The sequence below is a fragment of the Ensifer sp. PDNC004 genome, assembly GCF_016919405.1.
GTDB lineage: Bacteria > Pseudomonadota > Alphaproteobacteria > Rhizobiales > Rhizobiaceae > Ensifer.
The window spans coordinates 1,131,949-1,152,834 of the sequence record NZ_CP070353.1; the positions used below are offsets into that span (position 1 = coordinate 1,131,949).

General features: G+C 60.8%; 21 protein-coding genes and 1 tRNA gene. 8 read left to right on the forward strand and 14 right to left on the reverse strand.

Features of this window, described 5'->3' with window-relative positions; genetic code table 11:
- The gene (gene glp, locus JVX98_RS13715; protein ID WP_205238964.1) at window positions 1–1,212 is read left to right on the forward strand and encodes a gephyrin-like molybdotransferase Glp; all 1,212 of its coding nucleotides are present in this window, start codon (window positions 1–3) and stop codon (window positions 1,210–1,212) included.
- A gap of 161 nt (window positions 1,213–1,373) precedes the next feature.
- On the opposite strand, the gene JVX98_RS13720 is transcribed toward glp, so the two are convergent.
- The 8 genes from JVX98_RS13720 to pcsA all read right to left on the reverse strand — a co-directional run bounded on the left by JVX98_RS13720 (window position 1,374) and on the right by pcsA (window position 10,285).
- Window positions 1,374–2,666, reverse strand: a complete 1,293-nt coding sequence (locus tag JVX98_RS13720; protein WP_205238965.1) for a hemolysin family protein — start codon at window positions 2,664–2,666, stop codon at window positions 1,374–1,376.
- Window positions 2,667–2,832: 166 nt separating this feature from the next.
- Window positions 2,833–3,612 carry a FadR/GntR family transcriptional regulator gene (locus tag JVX98_RS13725; protein ID WP_205238966.1) on the reverse strand — a complete coding sequence of 260 codons (780 nt, stop codon included), beginning with the start codon at window positions 3,610–3,612 and terminating at the stop codon, window positions 2,833–2,835.
- A 219-nt stretch (window positions 3,613–3,831) separates the two neighbouring features.
- The gene (locus tag JVX98_RS13730) at window positions 3,832–4,902 is read right to left on the reverse strand and encodes a BMP family ABC transporter substrate-binding protein (protein ID WP_205238967.1); all 1,071 of its coding nucleotides are present in this window, start codon (window positions 4,900–4,902) and stop codon (window positions 3,832–3,834) included.
- Between the two features lie 49 nt (window positions 4,903–4,951).
- Window positions 4,952–5,872, reverse strand: coding sequence for an ABC transporter permease (locus JVX98_RS13735; RefSeq protein WP_043620304.1), 921 nt, complete (start codon window positions 5,870–5,872; stop codon window positions 4,952–4,954).
- Window positions 5,872–6,966 carry an ABC transporter permease gene (locus JVX98_RS13740; protein WP_205238968.1) on the reverse strand — a complete coding sequence of 365 codons (1,095 nt, stop codon included), beginning with the start codon at window positions 6,964–6,966 and terminating at the stop codon, window positions 5,872–5,874. Before JVX98_RS13740 ends, JVX98_RS13735 begins: the two co-directional genes overlap by 1 nt.
- Window positions 6,956–8,530, reverse strand: coding sequence for an ABC transporter ATP-binding protein (locus JVX98_RS13745; protein WP_205238969.1), 1,575 nt, complete (start codon window positions 8,528–8,530; stop codon window positions 6,956–6,958). The genes JVX98_RS13740 and JVX98_RS13745 overlap by 11 nt, the downstream gene beginning before the upstream one ends.
- A gap of 48 nt (window positions 8,531–8,578) precedes the next feature.
- Entirely contained in the window at window positions 8,579–9,550 is a 972-nt protein-coding gene (locus JVX98_RS13750) for a quinone oxidoreductase (protein ID WP_205238970.1), read from the reverse strand.
- Window positions 9,551–9,559: 9 nt separating this feature from the next.
- Complete coding sequence (gene pcsA / locus JVX98_RS13755) at window positions 9,560–10,285, reverse strand: phosphatidylcholine synthase (RefSeq protein WP_034790952.1); 726 nt, start codon at window positions 10,283–10,285, stop codon at window positions 9,560–9,562.
- 273 nt (window positions 10,286–10,558) lie between these two features.
- On the opposite strand from pcsA, the gene JVX98_RS13760 reads away from it, so the two are divergent.
- Window positions 10,559–11,770 (forward strand): UbiH/UbiF family hydroxylase, encoded by a 1,212-nt coding sequence (locus JVX98_RS13760; protein WP_192446091.1) that lies wholly within the window; start codon window positions 10,559–10,561, stop codon window positions 11,768–11,770.
- Here the strand turns inward: JVX98_RS13760 and JVX98_RS13765 are convergent.
- Window positions 11,738–12,700 carry an AEC family transporter gene (locus tag JVX98_RS13765; protein ID WP_192446090.1) on the reverse strand — a complete coding sequence of 321 codons (963 nt, stop codon included), beginning with the start codon at window positions 12,698–12,700 and terminating at the stop codon, window positions 11,738–11,740. The genes JVX98_RS13760 and JVX98_RS13765 overlap by 33 nt on opposite strands.
- Before the next feature lie 116 nt (window positions 12,701–12,816).
- On the reverse strand, window positions 12,817–13,563 hold the full coding sequence (locus tag JVX98_RS13770; RefSeq protein WP_043620288.1) for a cytochrome c biogenesis CcdA family protein: 747 nt from the start codon (window positions 13,561–13,563) through the stop codon (window positions 12,817–12,819).
- Window positions 13,564–13,754: 191 nt separating this feature from the next.
- On the opposite strand from JVX98_RS13770, the gene JVX98_RS13775 reads away from it, so the two are divergent.
- From JVX98_RS13775 to JVX98_RS13785, 3 genes are all read left to right on the forward strand, one after another.
- Window positions 13,755–13,830, forward strand: a tRNA-Lys gene (locus JVX98_RS13775).
- 223 nt (window positions 13,831–14,053) lie between these two features.
- On the forward strand, window positions 14,054–14,308 hold the full coding sequence (locus JVX98_RS13780) for a YMGG-like glycine zipper-containing protein (RefSeq protein WP_205238971.1): 255 nt from the start codon (window positions 14,054–14,056) through the stop codon (window positions 14,306–14,308).
- 154 nt (window positions 14,309–14,462) lie between these two features.
- Window positions 14,463–14,726: a hypothetical protein gene (locus tag JVX98_RS13785; RefSeq protein ID WP_043623603.1), complete on the forward strand. Its 264-nt coding sequence runs from the start codon at window positions 14,463–14,465 to the stop codon at window positions 14,724–14,726.
- A gap of 88 nt (window positions 14,727–14,814) precedes the next feature.
- On the opposite strand, the gene JVX98_RS13790 is transcribed toward JVX98_RS13785, so the two are convergent.
- Together JVX98_RS13790 and JVX98_RS13795 are read right to left on the reverse strand one after the other, a co-directional pair.
- Window positions 14,815–15,288, reverse strand: coding sequence for a DUF2441 domain-containing protein (locus JVX98_RS13790; RefSeq protein ID WP_205238972.1), 474 nt, complete (start codon window positions 15,286–15,288; stop codon window positions 14,815–14,817).
- A 79-nt stretch (window positions 15,289–15,367) separates the two neighbouring features.
- Window positions 15,368–16,348, reverse strand: a complete 981-nt coding sequence (locus tag JVX98_RS13795; protein WP_205238973.1) for a GlxA family transcriptional regulator — start codon at window positions 16,346–16,348, stop codon at window positions 15,368–15,370.
- A gap of 376 nt (window positions 16,349–16,724) precedes the next feature.
- On the opposite strand from JVX98_RS13795, the gene JVX98_RS13800 reads away from it, so the two are divergent.
- From JVX98_RS13800 to JVX98_RS13810, 3 genes are all read left to right on the forward strand, one after another.
- Window positions 16,725–17,429, forward strand: coding sequence for a hypothetical protein (locus tag JVX98_RS13800; RefSeq protein WP_205238974.1), 705 nt, complete (start codon window positions 16,725–16,727; stop codon window positions 17,427–17,429).
- Between the two features lie 64 nt (window positions 17,430–17,493).
- The gene (locus JVX98_RS13805; protein WP_205238975.1) at window positions 17,494–18,243 is read left to right on the forward strand and encodes an FkbM family methyltransferase; all 750 of its coding nucleotides are present in this window, start codon (window positions 17,494–17,496) and stop codon (window positions 18,241–18,243) included.
- A 74-nt stretch (window positions 18,244–18,317) separates the two neighbouring features.
- A complete protein-coding gene (locus tag JVX98_RS13810) occupies window positions 18,318–19,166 on the forward strand; it encodes a glycosyltransferase family 2 protein (protein ID WP_205238976.1) in 849 nt (282 codons plus the stop codon).
- 310 nt (window positions 19,167–19,476) lie between these two features.
- Here JVX98_RS13810 and JVX98_RS13815 read toward each other — a convergent pair whose 3' ends face one another.
- Window positions 19,477–20,616 carry a site-specific integrase gene (locus JVX98_RS13815; RefSeq protein WP_205238977.1) on the reverse strand — a complete coding sequence of 380 codons (1,140 nt, stop codon included), beginning with the start codon at window positions 20,614–20,616 and terminating at the stop codon, window positions 19,477–19,479.
- Window positions 20,502–20,825 carry a helix-turn-helix domain-containing protein gene (locus tag JVX98_RS32685; protein ID WP_205238978.1) on the reverse strand — a complete coding sequence of 108 codons (324 nt, stop codon included), beginning with the start codon at window positions 20,823–20,825 and terminating at the stop codon, window positions 20,502–20,504. Before JVX98_RS32685 ends, JVX98_RS13815 begins: the two co-directional genes overlap by 115 nt.
- Window positions 20,826–20,886 lie beyond the last annotated feature (61 nt).

The window sequence follows — 20,886 nt, forward strand, 5'->3', positions numbered from 1 at the left end:
ATGGCGTTGCTGTCCGTCGAAGACGCGCTTGAGCGAATCCTCCACGGCGCCACGCCACCGCAATTGACAGAACTCGTCAGCCTTCATGACGGGCTTGCCCGCGTGCTGTCTCAAGATCTTCCTGCGCGCGTCACCCACCCGGCCTTCGACAATTCGGCGATGGACGGCTACGCCGTGCGCCACCGGGACATCGAGACCATCGGCTCCGAACTGACCGTGATCGGCCAATCGGCGGCAGGCCACGGCTTCAAGGGCGAGATGAAGGCGGGCGAAGCCGTGCGCATCTTCACCGGTGCGCCAGTGCCATCGGGCGCCGATACGGTGATCATCCAGGAAGATACCGAGCGGTTGCCGGGCAACCGGATCCGCACCACATTCGTGCCCGGCAAGGGGCGACATATCCGAACCGAAGGCCAGGACTTTATCGCCGGCGAAGCGGGACTTTCGGCGGGCGACGTGCTCGATGCCGGGCGCTTGACGCTCGCTGCCGGGATGAACCATGCCAGCCTGCCGGTCTTCAAACGCCCGCGGATCGCCATCCTGGCGACGGGCGACGAGCTGGTGGCTCCGGGCAGCAAGCCGGGCGACGATCAGATCATCGCCTCCAACAGCTTCGGAGTCGCGACGATTGCGCGCGACAACGGCGCGGAGGTCATCGATCTCGGCATCGTCCGCGACGATCGGGACGCGATCAGTGCGGAGATCAGGCGAGCTCAGGACGCCGATGTCGACGTAATCGTCACGCTCGGCGGCGCTTCTGTCGGCGACCATGACCTGGTGCAGTCGACGCTCATTGCCTGCGGCATGACGCTCGACTTCTGGCGCATCGCCATGCGGCCGGGAAAACCGCTCATGGTGGGACAACTCGGAAAGACCACGGTGCTCGGCCTACCGGGCAATCCGGTCTCCAGCCTCGTCTGTGCCCTGCTCTTCCTCGAGCCGCTGATCCGTAAGCTCGCCCGCTTGCCATCGCGCGACCGATTGACGACCGCGCGGCTTGCAAGCCCGCTTCCGGGCAACGATGTCAGGCAGGACTATGTGCGCGCGCGCCTGACGAGGGACAGCGACGGCGCATTGTTTGCCCATCCCTTCTCGCGGCAGGACTCGTCGATGATGAAGGTTTTCGCGCAGTCCGATTGCCTGATCGTGCGGCCGCCGCACGCGGCCGAGGCGCCCGCGGGCACGACCTGCGACATTCTCAGGATTCGCTGAACAAACCAAGCGCGAGCCATCTGGACCCGCAAAAGCAAAAGGCCGGGCAGAACCCGACCTTTGTTCCCGTTCGATCTCGGCGATGATCACGTGGCTTCGTCATAGAGCGCCATGTCAGCGTGGCGCTGTCACTGTTTTACAGCATCAGGCCGGCGTGCGAATCAATTGACCGTCGCATCCGAGCGGCTGACCAGGATCTTGTCGATACGGCGCGCGTCCATGTCGACCACTTCAAAGCGGTAGCCATGGGCAATCGCGACATCGCCCTCTTCCGGCGTCTTGCGCAGTTGCTGGACGAGGAAGCCGGCAATGGTCTCGAAATTGCCATCGGCGTCGATGCCTTCGATGCCGATTGTCAGGTGGATTTCGTCGATCGGCGTGCGGCCGTCGACAAGGTAGCTTCCGTCTTCGCGCTGGCGGATCAGGGCATGCTCGATGTCGTCGTAGTTCGACGGCAAGACGCCAACGATCGCTTCGAGAATATCGGCGATGGTGATGATACCCTCGGTGCTTCCGTACTCGTCGACGATCATTGCCATGTTGATGCTCGACGACTTGAAGGCTTCCAGTGCCTTCAGGCACGACGCCGTCTCCGGCAATGTGTGGATTTCCTTGATGTACCTGCGGACATCGAACGGTCCGGAGGTCGGAGCGTTTAGAATTTCCTTTGCCAGAACCGCGCCGAGAACGTCGCCGCTTGGACCGTCAACCACCGGGTAGCGGGAATGGCCGAACTGATCGATCTTGCGGCCAACCGTTTCGAGGCTGTCGTTGACGTCGATAAAGCTCACCTCGGTGCGGTGGGTCATGATCGACTTCACGTTGCGGTCGCCGAGGCGGATGATTCGCCGAAGCATCTCGTGCTCCGACTTTTCGATCGCGCCGCTTTCGACGCCTTCGGCCATGATCGCGTGGACTTCCTCTTCCGTCACATGATCCGGATCGTCGGGGCGGATGCCGAGAAGACGCATGGCGAGCGATGCCGCCGTCTCGAAGAGGTAGACGACCGGCGCTGCGATCCGTGACAACAGATGCATCGGGCGCGCGACGAACATCGCCAGCACCTCGGAATTCTTCAGCGCCAGCTGCTTCGGGATAAGTTCGCCGATAACCACCGACAGGAAGGTGATGAGGGTAACGACAAGCACGAGGGCAACCGTGTTGCCGTAAGGATTGATCCAGGCGATCTCATCGAGCAGCGGCGCAAACTTCGCAGCGATGGTCGCGCCGCCGTAGGCGCCGGCCAAGGTGCCGACGAGCGTGATGCCGACCTGAACCGTGGAAAGAAACTTGCCGGGGTCTTCAGCAAGGCGCAGCGCCACCTCGGCGCGGGCATTTCCCTGTTTTGCCATCTGGCGAAGCATGGGCTTGCTTGCCGAGACGATTGCCATTTCCGAGAGAGCAAAAAATGCATTGATCAAAAGCAGGACGAAAATGACAAAAAACTCGGACATGGTCTCCAGGTCACCGTTGACGAAAGTCGCTCCGCAAGGAGCGAGCCCTCACCAAATAAGGCCAGCGCGCGATCCGAGCAAGCACAAGCAATGAAATCGCTGCAATCTTCTGAACATTGGAAGGGTCGAGCGCTGTTTTGTTGAACAATCTCGAGCGCACGCAGCATCAACTGCGGCTGTGCAGGGCGCTGCGAACACGCTCGCGTCCGATCTTGATCACGTTTTCCATCGCAAGGCGCGCGCCGACCTCGTCACGCCTGCCGATTTCCTCGACGATCCGAATATGGTTGCGGGCGACTTCGTCTATACCGCCCTTTTCGGCGACCGGGGAGCTCAGCTTGAAGACACCGACCAGCGCCGCTTCGATCAGCCCGCCGACCGTGCGCATGAAGGGGTTGCCGGAGGCCTCGGCGACAGCAAGGTGGAATTTCAGGTCAGCGCCGGCGAGGCTCTCGGCACTGTGGCCTTCCTCGCCCATCGCAACCGCGAGCCGCATCATGCGGCTGATTTCGGCCTCCGACGCGTTTCGCGCCGCGAGCGCGGCGGCATGCGGCTCGAAGGCCAGGCGCACCTCGCTGAGGTGATAGAGGAACTCTTCGTCGACACCGCACTCGAAATGCCAGGTCAGGATATCGTTGTCGAACAGGTTCCAGTCGTTGCGGGGCGTCACGCGGGTGCCGATTCGCGCCCGCGGCACGACCAGCCCCTTGGCGGCGAGCGTCTTCATCGCTTCGCGCAGAACGGTTCGCGACACCTTGAAACGGGCCGCGAGTTCCGGGTCACCCGGAAGAATGGAGCCGACTGGAAATTCGCCGGATATGATAGCCTTGCCGAGTTGATCGACAACATGTGCGTGGCTCGTGCGCTTGCGCGAGCCGGACACAACGGTTTCCAGCACACTCCTGTTCAATCCATCTCCTCCAGGCACTCCCCTGCCTGACTTCATACGGCGCGCTGCGCCACAACGCCTTCGTGCGAAGCACGGAGGTCACCCCTAAACCTGTGCAAATGAATGTAGTTTGAACGGTCGATTCCGGAAAGCCCCAGGGCGGGTGCAAAACCGTAAACCGCGCACCGCCGAACGGACAAGCAACCCTTACGCGATCTCCCAACGACAAACCCCGCCGAAATGGCGGGGTTTGCATTGTGTTTCGTAGGCGCTTGCTTACTTCGGCAGCTGGTCGTCGACACCTTCGACGTAGAAGTTCATGCCGAGCAGCGTGCCGTCGTCCGACGACGCGCCGGCTGCGAGCCATTCGCTGCCGTCCTGCTTCTTCAGCGGGCCGGTGAAGGGCTTCAGTTCGCCCGACTTGATCTTGGCTTCGGCGTCTTCCGCGAGCTTCTTCACATCGTCAGGCATGTTGGTGTAGGGCGCCATCGTCAGGATGCCATCCTTCAGGCCGTCCCAGCTCGACGTCGTTTCCCACTTGCCGTCGAGGAAGGCCTGCGTGCGCTTGATGTAGTAGGCGCCCCAGGTATCGACGATCGCCGTCAGCTGCGTTTCCGGGCCGGCCTTGATCATGTCGGAGGCCTGGCCGAAAGCCTTGATGCCACGCTCGGCGGCAACCTGCATCGGAGCCGTCGTGTCGGTGTGCTGCGTCAGGATATCAACGCCCTGGTCGACCAATGCCTTGGCAGCATCGGCTTCCTTGCCTGGGTCGAACCAGGTGTTGGCCCATACGACCTTGATCTTGAAGTCCGGGTTGACCGAGCGCGCGCCGATGACGAAGGAGTTGATGCCCATCACCACTTCCGGGATCGGGAAGGAAGCGATGTAGCCGGCGACGCCCTTCTGCGACATCTTGGCAGCGATCACGCCCTGGATGTAGCGGCCTTCATAGAAGCGGCTGTTGTAGGTCGCGACGTTCGGCGCCGTCTTGTAGCCGGTCGCATGCTCGAACTTCACGTCCGGGAACTTCTGCGCGATCTTGATCGTCGCATCCATGAAGCCGAAGGACGTCGTGAAGATCAGGCCGCAGCCAGAGCGTGCCAGACGCTCGATCGCGCGCTCGGCATCCGGGCCTTCCGGCACGCTTTCCAGATACTGCGTCTCGATCTTGTCGCCGAGCGCCTTTTCCAGCTCCTGGCGGCCGATGTCGTGCGCCTGGGTCCAGCCGCCGTCGGTCTTTGCACCGACGTAGACGAAGCAGACCTTGGCCTTTTCCTGGGCGCTTGCGCCGGTGGCAACGCCGAGCGCGGCCGCGGAGCTTGCGAGAACGAGCAGTAGTTTTTTCATTTTCTTGACCTCTGTCGGTTTGAGAAACGTCAGTATGAAATGCTTGCGATCACCGGTCCGGCACAAACGGTTTGCCGAGCGATGCCGGCGTATTGATCAGGGTCATGCGCCGGTTATGCGAAATGAGAATGAGGACGACGATCGTCGCGACATAGGGCAGCGACGAAAGGAGCTGCGAGGGAATGCCCAGACCGAAGGCCTGCGCGTGCAACTGGCTGATCGAAACCGCGCCGAAGAGATAGCCTCCGGCCACCAGCCGCCACGGACGCCAGGACGAAAAGACCACCAGCGCCAACGCGATCCAGCCGCGACCGGCCGACATGTTCTCCACCCATTGCGGCGTGTAGACGAGCGACAGCTGTGCGCCGGCAAGGCCGGCGCAGGCGCCGCCGAACATCACGGCGAGATAACGGGTGCGAATGACGTTGACGCCGAGCGCGTGTGCTGAGGCGTGGCTGTCGCCGACCGCACGCAGCTTGAGGCCAGCGCGGCTCTTGAACAGGAACCAGTGAACGCCTGCGACGATCGCGATCGAAAGATAGAAGATGATGTCCTGCCGGAAGAGCAGCGGCCCGATATAAGGGATATCGGCGAGAAGCGGGATCGCGATCGGCTGAAGCTTGACGCCCTGCATACCGAGGAAACTCTCCCCCATCATGCCGGAGACGCCGATGCCGAGCAGGGTCAAAGCCAGGCCCGTCGCCACCTGGTTTGCCACCAGGCTCAGCGTGAGGAAGGCAAAGAGCTGTGAGAACAGCGCGCCGCAGGCGATGCCTGCAAGCATGCCCAGATAGGGCGAACCGGTGATCTGGGTGATTGCGAAGGCGGAGACCGCCCCCATGATCATCATGCCCTCGACGCCGAGGTTCAGCACGCCGGACCGTTCGGTCACCAGTTCGCCGATTGCGGCCAACACCAGGGGCGTTGCGGCCGTGATGACGCTCAAAAGGATCGCTTCGACGATACCCATCAGCGGCTCCCCTCGCTGTTAGTCGCGGTCAACCGGTCGAAGACCAGCTTGATGCGATAGTGGATGAGCGTGTCGCAGGAGAGCACGAAGAAGAGCAGGAGACCCTGGAAGACGCGCGTGACTTTTTCGGACACGCCGATCGACAGCTGCGCCGCCTCACCGCCGAGATAGGTGAGCGCCAGCACCAGGCCGGCGGCGACGATGCCGAGCGGATTGAGGCGCCCGAGGAACGCAACGATGATGGCGGTGAAGCCGTAGCCGGGCGAGATGACCGGGCGCAACTGCTGGATCGCGCCGCTGACCTCGGAAATGCCGGCCAGGCCGGCAAAGGCGCCGGAAAGCAGCATCGAGAACCAGATCATCTTACGCGAGGAGAAACCGGCAAAGCGCCCTGCCCGCTCCGATTGGCCAAGCACGGAAATCTCGAAGCCCTTCAGCGTGTAACGCATCATGAACCAGACGAGGATCGCCGCTATGATGGCGAAGGCGAAGCCCCAGTGGGTACGGCCGGAGGCAAGCATTTCCGGCAGGATCGCATCGACGGCAAAGGTGCGCGTCTCCGGAAAGTTCATGCCGCCCGGATTGCGCCAGGGTCCACGCACCAACCAGTCGAGGAACAACTGGGCGACATAGACCAGCATCAGGCTCGTCAGGATCTCGTTGGTGTTCATATGCGCTTTGAGGAAGGCGGGGATGGCGGCAAACAGCGCACCACCGAGCATGCCCATCAGCATCATCAGCGGCAGCACCAGCGGCGACTGCCAGTCGAAGAAGACCACCGGCAGGATCGAGCCAGCAATCGCGCCCATGATGAACTGGCCCTCGGCGCCGATGTTCCAGTTGTTGGAACGGAAGCAGACCGACAATCCGACGGCAATCAGGATCAGCGGGGCGGCCTTGATCGCCAGTTCGTGCAGCGACCAGACCTCGCTCAGCGGCTCGACGAAGAAGCTGTAGAGCGCCATGACCGGGTTTTTGCCGAGCAGCGCAAACATGATGCTGCCGAAGACGATCGTCAGCAGGAAGGCGATGAACGGCGACAGGATCGAAAACAGCGTCGAGACCTTGGCGCGCTTTTCCAGTTCAATGCGCATGTGCGGCCTCCGTGCCTTCCGTCTTGCCGTACATGCCGCCCATCAGCAGGCCAATCTTTTCACGCGAAAGCTCCTTGGCCGGATAGGGATCGGAGAGCTTTCCGTCGCTGATGACGGCGATCTCCGTCGCCACTTCGAAGATCTCATCGAGATCCTGGCTGATGACGAGCACGGCAGATCCGGACTTGGCGAGATCGACGAGCGCCTGGCGGATGCGGCTGGCAGCACCCGCATCGACGCCCCAGGTGGGCTGGTTGACGACGAGCACGCTCGGCTGGCGGTCGAGCTCACGCCCGACGATGAACTTCTGCAGGTTGCCGCCGGAAAGCGAGCCGGCCGGCGGATCCTCGCCACTCTTGCGCACGTCCATCGCCTCGGAGATGCGCTTCGTGGCGCTCGTCACCGCATCGCGACGGATGATCTTGAGGATGCCGCCGCCGAGGAACGCCTTGGAGTCCGAGCGACTGCGGGCAAGCACGAGATTGTCCGAGAGCGGCAGCGCCGATACCGCGGCGTGGCCATGGCGCTCCTCGGGAACGAAGCCCGCGCCCATCAGCCGGCGAGCGTTGATGTTACGGTTGCCGACCGGCTTCTGGCGGATCTGCACCGCATTGTCGTCGGCAACCGGATATTCGCCCGAGAGCGCGTCGAAGAGTTCGCCCTGGCCGTTGCCGGCAACACCGGCAATCGCCAGCACCTCGCCGGCATGCACCTTGAGACAGATGTTCTTCAGCGAAACGGCGAAAGGCGTGCGCGCCGGCACGCTCAAGTGCCGCGCTTCCAGCTGCACCTGACCCTTGGCGCTGGTGCCTTCGGCCGTCACCGCCGCGACGTCGCCGCCAACCATCATGCGCGCCAGCGACGAGGGGGTCTCCGTCTTCGGATCGCAGGCGCCGGTCACCTTGCCGTGGCGCAACACTGTTGCGCGGTCGCAGATGCGCTGCACCTCTTCCAGCCGGTGACTGATATAGAGAACCGAACGGCCTTCGGCCTTCAGCTTGTAGAGTGTTTCGAACAGGCGATCGGCTTCCTGCGGCGTCAGCACCGAGGTCGGCTCGTCAAGGATGATGAGGCGCGGGTTCTGCAGGAGCGCGCGCACGATCTCGATGCGCTGGCGCTCGCCGACCGAGAGATCCGCCACATGCGCCTTGGGGTCGAGCGGCAGGCCATAGGCATGCGACAGACGGGACGCCTCTTCCGCCACCCTCGCCAGCGAGATGTTCGCATCCATGGAAAGCGCGATATTCTCTGCGACCGTCAGCGCCTCGAACAGCGAAAAATGCTGGAAAACCATGCCGATGCCGAGCTTGCGCGCAGCCGCGGGATTGGCGATGCGCACGCTCTGGCCCTGCCAGAGTATCTCGCCGGCCGTCGGCGACAATACGCCGAACAGCATCTTGACCAGGGTCGATTTTCCGGCGCCGTTTTCGCCGAGAAGGGCGTGGATTTCGCCCGGTTCAATCTGCAGATTGATCCCATTGCAGGCCGCGAAGCTGCCAAACAATTTCGTCAGGTTGCTCACAGCCAATAGATGACCGTTCGCCGCTACTCCCTCAACAGGCACGCTGCCCTCTTTCCCCTCTGTTGATCCGCGTCCGCCTTAAGGCTTCGATCACGGAATCAGCAGTGTTGTTCCACTTGTTTTTCTTGTCTCGAGATCCGTATGCGCTCGCCCCGCATCGGCGAGCGGATAAGTCTGATTTATATTGATACGCACTTTGTTGCTTTGCACAATATCAAACAGGGAATTTGCACACGCTTCCAGCGCAGGCCGCGTGGCAACGTAACCAAAGAGTGTCGGACGCGTCGCAAAAAGCGAGCCCTTTTGAGCCAGGATGCCGATGCTGAAGGCATCCACCGGACCCGACGAATTGCCGAAGCTGACCCAGAGGCCGCGCGGCTTGATACAATCCAGCGACGCCGGATAGGTGTCACGCCCGACGGAATCGTAGACGACATCGACGCCGCGGCCGTCGGTCAATTCCTTGACCCGGGCGACGAAATTGTCGGTGCGGTAGTTGATCACGTGGTCGTAGCCATGCGCCAGCGCCAGATCGATCTTGTCCTGCGAGCCCGCGGTACCAATGACAGTCGCGCCAAGCGCCTTCGCCCACTGGCCGGCAATGAGCCCGACGCCGCCGGCTGCGGCATGGAAGAGGATCGTCGTGCCCGGCCCGACCTGATAGGTCTGGTTGAGCAGATATTGCGCCGTCATGCCTTTCAGCATCATCGCGGCCGCGGTCTCGAGACTGATGCCGTCAGGCACCTTCACCAACTGCGCGGCATCGACATTGCGTTCGCTCGCATAGGCGCCATCGGCCGACGCATAGGCGACGCGGTCACCGACGGAGAACAGGCTGACGCCGTCGCCAACCGCAGTGACGATACCGGCGCCTTCTTTGCCCGGCACGAAGGGCAAAGCTGACTTGTAGAGGCCGGTGCGGAAGTAGACGTCGATGAAATTGAGTCCGACGGCCACCTGCCGGATCTGCACCTCACCCGGCCCCGGCGGCGAGAGTGTCACGCCTTCGAGCTTCAGGACCTCCGGTCCTCCGAGTTCGCGTACCACAATCGCCTGTGCCATTGCCTGCTCCTATTTCCGGCCGAGACTTGGGAAAATCTGCAGCACGAAGCCAATCACGTAGAGATAGATGCCTGTGACGACGAAACCGGTGACGACCCATGCCGGCGTCGCAAAATGCAGGAGCAGCGCGTAGATGCCGAGCGCCGACCACAGAAGGAAGATGCCGAGGTTCAGCGGTCGCAGGCGCTGGACGCGAACCGGATGAAGGAAGTTGATCGGCAAGAAGGTCAGGACCACCGACACGAAGACGACGATCGACGCCGTCAACTCGCTCGCCTGGATGACGAACAGCGTGAAGACGACCATGTTCCAGACGACGGGGAAGCCGGAGAAGAAGTATTCGTCCGTCTTCATGCCCATGTCGGCATAATAGATCGCGCTCGAAACCACGATCGCGCCGGCCGCGACGAACGACCAGGGCTCGCCGATCATGCCGCTCTGGTAGAGCGCAAAGGCTGGCAATAGCACATAGGTCACGTAGTCGATGACGTTGTCGAGCGTGTCGCCCGACCAGTTGGGCAGCACTTCCTTGACGCGCACCTTGCGGGCGATCGGCCCGTCGATGCCATCAACGAGCAGCGCCAGCCCCAGCCACCAGAACATGTCGACGAAACGGTGCTCGGCCGCAGCCACGACACCCAGGAAGGCGAGAAACGATCCCGATGCGGTCAAGATATGCACGGAGAAGGCGCGAATCTCGGCGTAGGGAACTCGTCTGTAGTTAAAGAACTTCATCTGCGGACGCCGCCCACCCCTGCTGTTTTCCCCGTGCGGGCCTTGACCCGCCTCGACCGCTGTGCGGCGCGTTGCCCGTAATATGCACCCTTTGCAACGCATCGCCACTAAAATTCAAGTATTACAGCCTCCCCTCGCCCCATTGTCCTGTGGACACCTGCAAATTGCTTCTGCGCTGATTCTACCCATTTATTTCGCATGCGCCGACGACTAGAGGTATGATCGAGGCTGGGCCAAGACGCCTCACAGCTTGCGCGAAAGGGCTTTTGCATCATGGACCACTTCGACATTGCCATTATCGGTGCGGGCCTTGCCGGATCCCTCGCGGCCATCGCGCTTGCGGATGCTGGCTACCGCGTGGCCTTGATCGGACCGGAGCCGGCGGTTGCCGACGGACGCACTACGGCGCTGATGGACCAATCGATCGAATATCTGAAGACGCTCAATCTTTGGGAAAAGGTCGAGCCGCTGACCGCGCCGCTTTCGACCATGCGCATCCTCGACGGCACCAACCGGTTGTTGCGCGCGCCACCAGTCAATTTCCGCGCTTCCGAAGTCGGGCTCGACGCCTTCGGCTACAATATTCCGAATGCCCCTTTCATCGATATTCTCCGCCACCGCGCCGAAGAGAGCCCGACGCTGACGCGTATCACCACGTCGGCGATCGGCTTTGAACTTTCGGACACGGTCGCAACGATAGAGCTTGCAAACGGCAGCCAATGCAGCGCGCATCTGCTCGTCGGCGCCGATGGCCGTCGGTCGCCGGTGCGCGAAGCGGCGAAGATCTCCGTCAGCACCTGGTCCTATCCGCAGACAGCGGTCGTCTTGAACTTTGCGCACGAGCTCCCGCACCAGAACATCTCGACCGAGTTCCACACCGAAAGCGGCCCCTTCACGCAAGTGCCCCTGCCGGGCAACCGCTCCAGTCTTGTCTGGGTGCGCAAGCCCGAAGATGCCGCGCAAACGCTGACGCTCGATCTTGCGGCGCTCTCTCGCGCCGTCGAAGACCGGATGCAATCGATCCTCGGCAAGGCAACGGTCGAAGGCGCGCCGCAATCCTTCCCGCTTTCGGGCATGACCGCCCAGCGCTTTGGCAAGGGCCGCGTCGTGCTTCTTGGCGAAGCGGCGCACGCCTTCCCGCCGATCGGCGCACAAGGGCTCAATCTCAGCCTTCGCGATGTGATGACGCTCGTCAATATCATCGGCGCATCCGGCGGCGAGCCGCTTGCCGGCGATATCGGTGATCGCTTCGACAGCCGCCGCCGGCCGGATATCATCAGCCGTACGGCGAGCGTGGATCTCCTCAACCGCTCGCTACTTTCCGGATTCCTGCCGGTGCAGGCGCTTCGCGCGCTGGGGCTGCATGTGCTTTCCGCCGTCGGGCCGCTGCGCAGCCTCTTGATGCGCGAAGGCGTCCACCCCGGCAGCGCGCTCAATGCCTTCAAGGAAGGCTTACGGGAAAAGATCGGGCGGAAGAGCGCCTGAGCGGATTAGGTAAAGCAGACCGGTGACGGTCGCGACCGAAAGCGTCGTGGTGATGAGGATCGTCGCCGAGGCCCGCTCCTGCCACACGCCATATTGATGGCCGATGACGAAGACGTTCGTCGCCGTCGGAAGGGCTGCGAGCAATACGGCCGTCTGCACCCAGATCGGATCATAGTTCCCCGTCAGGCTCATCGCCGTGAACATGACCAGCGGGTGCAAGAGCAGCTTGGCCGGGACGATGTAGCCGATCTCTACGGGAATGCGCTTAATCGGGCGCAGCGCCAGCGTCACACCCATGGCAAAGAGCGCGCAAGGTGCCGCACACTGCGCAAGATAGTCGATCAATCTTTGCACCGGCACCGGCGGCTGTACCGCGAAGAAGGCGGCGACCACGCCGGCAAGTGTGGCGAGAATGAACGGGTGCAGGATGATCTTGCGTGCAACGCTGGCTGCAAGCACCAGCGGCTTTTCCTGGCGGCCGCCTGATATCGCCATCATCGCCGGTGCGACCGCGAAATGCGCGGCATTCTCGAAGCTGAAGATCAGCGCTACCGGCACGGCAGCCGCATCGCCCAAGGCGAGAAGCGCAAGGCCGGGCCCCATATAGCCGATATTGCCATAGGCAGCGCCGAAACCCTGGATCGTCGCCTCGGCTATGGAGTTGCGCCTGACATAGACGCCGATGAGAAAAATCAGCGAGAAGACGATGTAGGTCGCCCCGACGGTGGTGAGGATGAAGTCGGCGCGCGCCAGCTGTTCGATCGGCGTGCGCGAGACGAGCTTGAAGAACAGCGCCGGCAGAGCGAGGTAGATGATGAAGGTGTTCAGCCAACCCATCGCCTCGCCCGGATGGTGGACGAAGCGCGCCGTCAGATAACCGAGGAAGATCAGGCCGAAGAACGGCAGCACCAGGCCCGCGATTTCCGTCATCTTGTCCCCCGCATTCTTCACCTTCCCGCGCCGACGCCCGCACGCCTAGCGCATCAACCGCCCTGACGATTAGGCCGGTCCGGCCGAAAAGTGATTCTAAAATACGAGGGTATGCCCTAGCCGATTTTCATCAGGATCGGGAAGGTCGTCTGGAACCAGATGGCGACGGAACTGATGAAGCCGAAGAGAAAAGCAAGGCCTGCCAGCACAAGGAGGCCGCCCATGAGCTTCTCGACCAGACCGAGATGGCGGCGGAAGCGGAAGAGGAAGCGCATGAAGGAGCCGGAAAACGCAGCAGCGATCCAGAAAGGCACGGCAAGGCCCAGCGAATAGATCGCCAGCAGCATCGCGCCATCGGAAACGGTGTCACGTGCGGCAGCGACGCCAAGGATCGTGCCGAGGACCGGGCCGATGCAGGGCGTCCAGCCGAAGGCGAAGGCCAGACCCATGATGTAGGCGCCCGAGAGCGTCGCCGGCTTGCCGCCGCCCTGGAAACGGGCTTCGCGCGCGAGCAGCCCGATCTTGAACACGCCAAGGAAATGCAGGCCCATGATGATGATGATCACACCGCCGATGCGCGACAGCAGGTCCATGTGCTGTCGAAGCACCATGCCGATCGACGAGGCCCCCGCCCCGAGCGCCACGAAGACGGTGGCAAAGCCGAGCGTGAACAACAGTGCCGCCGGCAAGACAGCACGTCTCGTGCTGCCGATGGTCGCCGCGTCGCCGCTGCGGAACTGATCGACCGAAACGCCGGCCATATAGCAGAGATAGGGCGGTACGAGCGGCAGAACGCAGGGAGAAAGGAACGAAAGGGCGCCGGCAAGGACGGCGGTCCAGATGGAAATATCGGCGATCGACAACGGCAAGAACTCCGGCACGCGGCATTTGGGCCATTCCTTAGCCGCAGGATCATGATGATACCAATCACCTTTTGGCGATCATTGCGCCATGCACCGTTTCTTCACAAAACCCGCAATTTTTCGGTTGACCGGGGGGAAACACGCGTGCATATGTCCGCCCACTTCCGCCGGGCTTCATCGCCGCGGCCAGGGAGCGCGTAGCTCAGCCGGTAGAGCAACTGACTTTTAATCAGTAGGTCCAGGGTTCGAATCCCTGCGCGCTCACCACGAAAACCCCAATGAAATTTGTTATTTATCAGCGTTTCCGACGCTGAGTTTCATCATCATTTGCGCGTATTGGCTCCAACTTTCGGTGCGCGCCGCGCCCCATCTTTCGCCTGTTGCATTCCGTGCTATCGACAATTCGTCGCGTTGAGTAGATGCTGAGGCTCTCGCTGAGGATGCAAAGCGGTGAACTGCCCAGTTTGGTATAGAGCAAAGGGATGAAGGCATGAGAAAGCTTGTCATTGCGGTTTTGATGATTGGTACGCTTGCTTCCTGCACGCAGACCGAGAAAGGCACGGCGATCGGCGCCGGCACCGGTGCGATCATCGGCGGGGCGGTCAGCGACAGCTGGGGCGGCGCGGCAATCGGCGCGGTCGCCGGTGGCGTTGTTGGCAACCTGATCGGACGCTCCCAGGAGCGCCAGGGCTATTGCATCTATCGCGACCGCTATGGCCGCCGCTACGAGGCCCGCTGCCGGTAGCGGCAGAACCATTCACCAAGGTAACAGGCGCGTTCCGGTCCAAACCTTCGTAGAGACGATCGGATGTGCCTGTGTGCCCGGCTGAAGCTGCGAGCAGCATAGTCGAGGCCGAACATAGCAGGACGTCCTCAAGCAAGCGTGTTACACTTCGGAAATGACTGACGAAGAACAGAACTACGAGTTTTCGGAATTTTCCGGCCAATTCAGTGACGACGGCGTCGTCGTGGAATTGCGGATCTACCGGGAGGCAGGCACGAATCGCGACTGGACCCTCGAGGTCATCGACGAGGAGGGCTTCTCGACGACATGGGAGGAACCCTTCCCGACCGACAGGGAAGCTTTCGAGGAGTTTATCGCCACGGTGCAGCGCGACGGCATCCAGGCCTTTACCGACGAGCCGCCACAAACGGTTCATTAGCGTCTGGTTGCCCCGCCACTGCACCCGGCCGGCTCAGCCCACCGACGCCTGGCCGCCAAACCGCGTCACACGCCATGCATAACGAACGTCAATGATGCGGTCGGAAGGCGAATGGGTCAAAACACCCGAACAACCCGGATCGACGACGCCGTAAGCAGTTCGCGATCCCCCTCGCCCGGCCCTCCCAATAGTCGCGCGCCTGACGGCGATAGGAATCCAGGAAGGACATGTTCTGGTTCTCATCCAGCAGGATCAGCGCACCGGCATGTTGCGACGCACCGTGTTCAACAATCTCCACCTCGTGAAGCACTTGTAGAAAGTGAGGAGCGTAGGCCGCCTGATATCGCATGGCGTCATCATAGGTCGGACACATGAAGCAGGCATTCAGCCGCGAGGGAGCTTTGGGAGCGTAGGCCTCGCGGGCCTGCTCGAAGAGCAGTTCGCGGGCCAACCGCCAGCCGTCGCCAAACTGATCTGGCCGGTAGCGCCTGATCATGCGCCCGAAATTGCCGGGCTCGACGATGCTGCCTTTTCTCAAACGGATTGGCGACCAGTGAAACATGCGGAGCCCTCTCTTTCTCGTTGCACGACGAGACCGATGCGGCCCTAAATTGTCGATGGCCTCTAACGGGATGCGCTGCCTATGCCTCCGCTCCTCTGCGGGCCAGTCGCATCTTCAGTGGACTCATTCCATACTCGCGGCTATAGGCGCGCGAAAAGGCCGACAGGCTGTCGAAACCGCATCGAAGCGCGATCTCTCGGATCGGGGTAGCAGAGTCTCGCACCAGTCGATGGGCGAACTGAAGACGCAGGCGAAGGTAATAGGCGCCGGGGCTCGTCGATAATCCTCGCGCAAACAGCGACTCCAGCTTGCGCTGCGAGATCGACAGCCGCTTTGTCAGTGCCGCGATCGTCAAGGGACGCTCCAGCGTGCGCTCCATCAGGCGGATCGCCTCGGCGAGTTTCGGGTCGCGCGTCTCGATCCGCCCGAGAGAAACATAGGGCTGCACGTCGGCTGCATTGTGCGTTTGGTCGTAGACGAAGATGCTGGCGACATCGAGCGCCAGGGCAGACCCCAGCCGCTGCGTGATCCAGTGCAGCATCATGTCGAAGGTCGGCGAAGCGCCGCCCGAGGTCCAGAACTTGCCGTCGACGACGAAACGGTCGCCAAGCACGGCCAACTCTGGAAACGCCTGACTGAAATCCTCCAGTTCCTCCCAATGCGCCGTCGCCTTGCGGCCATTGAGGAGACCACTGCGGCCGAGCAGCCAGCAGCCTGATTCGATGCCGGCGACGATGTCGAAGTGCCGTGAGCACTCCTGCAGCGCGCCGATGAATTTCTTGCTGGCGTGACGATCAAGGTTGAAGCCGCCGATCACCAGCAGCGCGTCGCCGGCAAGCGGCGGGTGCAGCATCCCCTCGACCGCGATCGGCACACCGCATGTCAAGACCACCGGCTTGCCATCGGCCGAAAGCAGCCGCCAGCGAAACACATCGCGGCCCGAGATGCGGTTTGCAGCGCGCATCGGGTCCAAGACGGAGGCAAGCGACATGATCGACGACTCCGGCAAGATGACGACGGAAACTTCGATCACAGATTGTAGGCGCCCATCGGAAGACATGCGGGAAATGTCAAATTTCAAGCGGGAAATGTCAATTCCAATGTCGCCTTTCGGGCATTATCGGACCGTATCGATCTCCCTACGCGCGGCGCTGCAGCCCCGCGCAGAGACGTTCCCCTTTCCGCCTTTTGCCGGAACGGGCCGGTCGGAAACCATCCGCCGGCCCGTTTTTTTATGTGCTTTTCCGGATTGGTAGCGGCACTGCCGTAACATCCAGCGCCTCGGCAAGCTGACCAAGGCGCCCATTGTTCGTGAGGAATCCGTGATTAGGCTATGCGCGTGGCTGACTTCGATGCTTGCCAGAACCGCGTTTCAATCGCTTGCGCTAACAAAACATATAAGCCATTAAGCATGTCCGAAACTGAGGGAGACTATCATGCTGGGCGCGATGAAGAACTTCGTAAAAGCGACAAAGCTCATCGGCCGCATTCCAAAGATCGAGCAGAAACTCGACCTGCTTCTTTGGGAGACTCCGGATATCCCGCGCGACTTCTTCCCGAAGTTCGTCGAAAGCGCGAGGCAGATGGGTTGGTTGGAAAGTGCAAAACAGCACAAGCCGATGACCGCCGACGGCGAACCATGCCCCTGGTACACCTACCCGATGCTGCATTTTCTCAGCACCCGGCAGCTGACTGATTTACGCGTTTTCGAATACGGAAGCGGCAATTCCACGCTTTGGTGGAGCCGCAAGGCAAAGTCGGTGGTCAGCGTCGAACATGACCGCGACTGGTTCGAGTTGATCTCCAAGCAATCGCCGGCCAACGTAACCTACAACTACCGCGAATTGGTAGAAGGGGGCGACTACTCCACCGAGGTCACGCGCCACCAGGATACCGCCTTCGACGTTGTCGTCATCGACGGCCGCGATCGTGTGAATTGCGCCAAGGCGACGACGAACCTGAAGCAAAGGCCCTCCGCAATCATCTGGGACAACAGTGAACGCGAGCGGTATCAGGAGGGATACGACCTGCTGATCAACAACGGCTATCGCCGTATCGACTTCGACGGCTTCGGACCAGTGAACGGCCGTCCGTGGCGGACGTCCGTGTTCTACATGCCGGACAACTGCCTCAAAATCTAAGCCAGTACGAAATCAACTTGGCCAGGCGTCTCGTCTGGAAAAAATTGCAATTGCCGAGGGGACTATGACCAAGGGAAAGCTGTTCAATCGGGTGCTTCGCTCAGCCGCCTCGATGCTGACGCGACAAGGTTTCCATGTTTCCGAGGAACGTTACTCTGCTGCGTACCTGAAGCGCTACGGCTTTGATATCAGTACGTTCATCGATGTCGGCGTCTATCAAGGCAGCCCGGTATTCTACGAACTGTTCAAGGACAAGAAGTTCGTCCTGATCGATCCCCAGCCGGATACGATGGAGAAGGCCGCAGACAGCGTAAAGGGCCTGAACTTCGATTACATTCAATCGGGCGCAGGCTCTGCCAAGGGCGTAGCAACGCTTTCCCTGGAAGGTCCCTCCTCGAGCCTGATGAAACGCAGGGACTGGAAGCGGCAGCCGGAAAAGACGGTCGAGATACAGATTTCGCCGTTGGACGAACTTCTGGAAAACAAGGGCTACAAAGGTCCATTCGGATTGAAAGTGGACACCGAAGGCTTTGACCTTGATGTTCTCAAGGGAGCAGAAAAAACGCTTCGGGAAACGCAATTCGTCTTCACAGAGGCGAGCCTTCGTCGCCGGTTTGAAGGTAGCTATCGGTTTTCAGAACTTGTCGCGTACATGGCAGAGCAAGGCTTCGAAGTCGCCGATGTCATCCCCCATCGTTCGCACAATCGCCTCGTCGACGTCCTCTTCGTGCGCTCGGACAGCTCATATCTGGAGCCCAATGCCGTTCCCGTGCGCATCGTCGGCTCGTCCGTCAAAGCGCACAAGCAGAATTAGTCTTCATCCGGAAACATGCCGGCGATGGCGGGACCGTCACCGAACAGCACAGGTCGCAACAGGAACAGGCATCAATGCGCGTAACACTTGCGATATGTTGCTACAACGCCGAAGAGACGATCGAGCGGACGCTCTTGTCTGCCAGACAACTCGACTGGGATGATCTGGAGATCCTGGTCTGCGACGATGTCTCTACCGATCGGTCCGCCGCCATCGTTCAATCCGTCAGCCAGCAGGATCCGCGGGTAAGGCTGGTTCGTCATGATACCAACAAGGGGAACGCTGGCGCGCGCAACACGCTCGCGCGCGAAGCAACCGGCGAAATCCTGGCGTTCCTCGATTCGGACGACGAAAACGCTCCGGAACGGCTAAGGGTTCAGGTCGCAAAGCTGCTGGCGGCGGAGGAACGGCATACGGCGCCAATTTCGGTCTATTGCAGGAGACGCGTGATCTCCAACGGCAAGACGAGGAGCCTCAGCGCCATGGGCAGCGCGCAGCCGGTGGGCGGCGATGCGGTCGCGCTTCATCTCCTCTGCGACGATCCCCTCCCCGGCGACGGAAGGGTCGGCACCTGCACCATGCTCACCCGCGTTTCGACCTTGCGCAAGTTCGCCTTCGACGAGAATTTCCGCAGGGCCGTCGATCGCGAATGGGCCATTCGCTTTGCCTTGGAAGGCGGGCTGATCGTTGGCTGCGAAGAAAGCCTAGTCACGCAACACCTCAGCCTTACGGACGCAAAGCGGGCTCGACAGAACGATGCACGGCGTCAGGTCGTGCAGAAATTCCGGTCCTACTTGCAAGGGAAGCGCTCGTATCTCTATGCGCTGACGATCCATCGGCCCGGCCGCATGTACACCAAGGGCCATAGGCTCTTGTTCAAGCCCGCTATCGCTCTTCTTTCCTGCTTCCGGAAACGAGCTTAGCTGAGCGTTAGGGGCGTGAATCGGTGGGTCTTTCCGCCGCACGCTGGCGTAGCGGAGATCTGCTCCCCATGGCGGATGAGAAAATCGATACTGAGAAGACAAGCCGGCGATGACGCTGTCTCGCAGATCATCACGTAATGAGTTCTGTAAGCGGTAGCGAGAGAACCGTAAACGTCGTTCTTTAGCCGACCAACGCACCAGCTAAGCGCTTGAAATTATTGGCGACCCCTGCAGGATTCGAACCTGCGACAACCTGCTTAGAAGGCAGTGACCCACTGCCTGTGGAGCAGTACGCCATGCTCCTGAAAAATCATGCAAAATCCGTTGGTTGAGCGCCGTCTCCAAGTTTTTTTCGGGACTGATTTCGGGACTTGGCGCTGTGTTCGAGCGCGATACACACCTCTTCGTCCATCACATTCGTGTACTTCGCGGTAGTGGATATATTATGGTGATTCAGCACGCGCTGTACGAGCTTCAGATTACGGGTTTCCCGCAGCAACTTCGACGCCCTGTCGTGACGACAATCGTGAAGGCGAAAATTCTTTACGCCAGAACGCTCCCGAGCGCGGCGCCATTCCGTGAGCGCTCCGTGATACGTAATCGGGTATCGTCTTCCGGCCACTTTCCCGTGACCTGTCCGTCGCGCAATAAAAGTGAACACGAATTCCGGATGATGGCCCCGACAAGATTCGAGAATCTTACGTATGCTGGGAAAGATTGGAGTCCAAACAGGAAAATCTCCTTTGCCCTTTGTCATGATCTCGCCACTCTGCAAGTTGACGTCCGACCAGCGGATTAGTGTTTCGTTTAACCGACGACCGCTCAGGTGGAGAAACAGGAACCAACGATAGTAGTCGTCTCTCATGGCCCAATCGAGCGCCAGCTGTTCGTCTTGATGAAGTTCGCGAAGCCGTTCATTCGGCTCCTTCAGCAGATGCTCTCGCCAATGAGGCTCATGCGGCAAAGAACACCCCCACACCAACTTGGCACGTCGGAATATGGCCTTGAGGGGTTCCAGGGTCTTCCGATTGATTGTGGCGTTCGATACCGTCTTCACCTGCGCATGCTTGAGCTTGGATTTTCCCCACCGAAACAGCTTGCGTTTGTGCGCAACCAGCCCGGTGATAGCTTCGTCGTCGATTTCGTCGAGGCGTTTGCCCTTGCCAAAATATAGGACGATACGTTCGAGAACTCCGAAGAACTCTTCCTTGTCGGCACGAAACTGCGCTTTCTCCGTCCAGTATCTGCCGACGGCAGTGTCGATGGTCATAGGCGCTTTCCCGGTCCTGCGGAACTGGTCGGCATCCCGCCTCGCCTGCTCTTTCAGCTGGCGCTCTATGGCTTCCGCGTCCCTTTTGTTTCGGGCCTTGGTAGTTCCGTGAAAGCGATGGCAGTTGAACCAGAAGTCGTAGTGGTAGAAAGGGCTTGCTTTAGATTTATAGACAGACATGGCGGAATCTCCCTTGTCTGACGATTGGAGATGAACTCCGCGATTTGCGAGAGCGCGAAGCGGCGGTGCTTGCGAAGTCCAGTCCCGATGTTTACGCAGCCTATCTCGCCGTCGCGGACGTGGAGTAACAGCGTCTTCGTTGAAATCGAAAGGCGCGCCGCCACTTGGGCGGTGGTCATGAGGCATTCGTCGGTTAAATAGACCAGCATCGGCGGTACTCCGTGTTTGCGGACCGGCAAACAGCGGCCTGTTACTCACGCTACGGTCCGC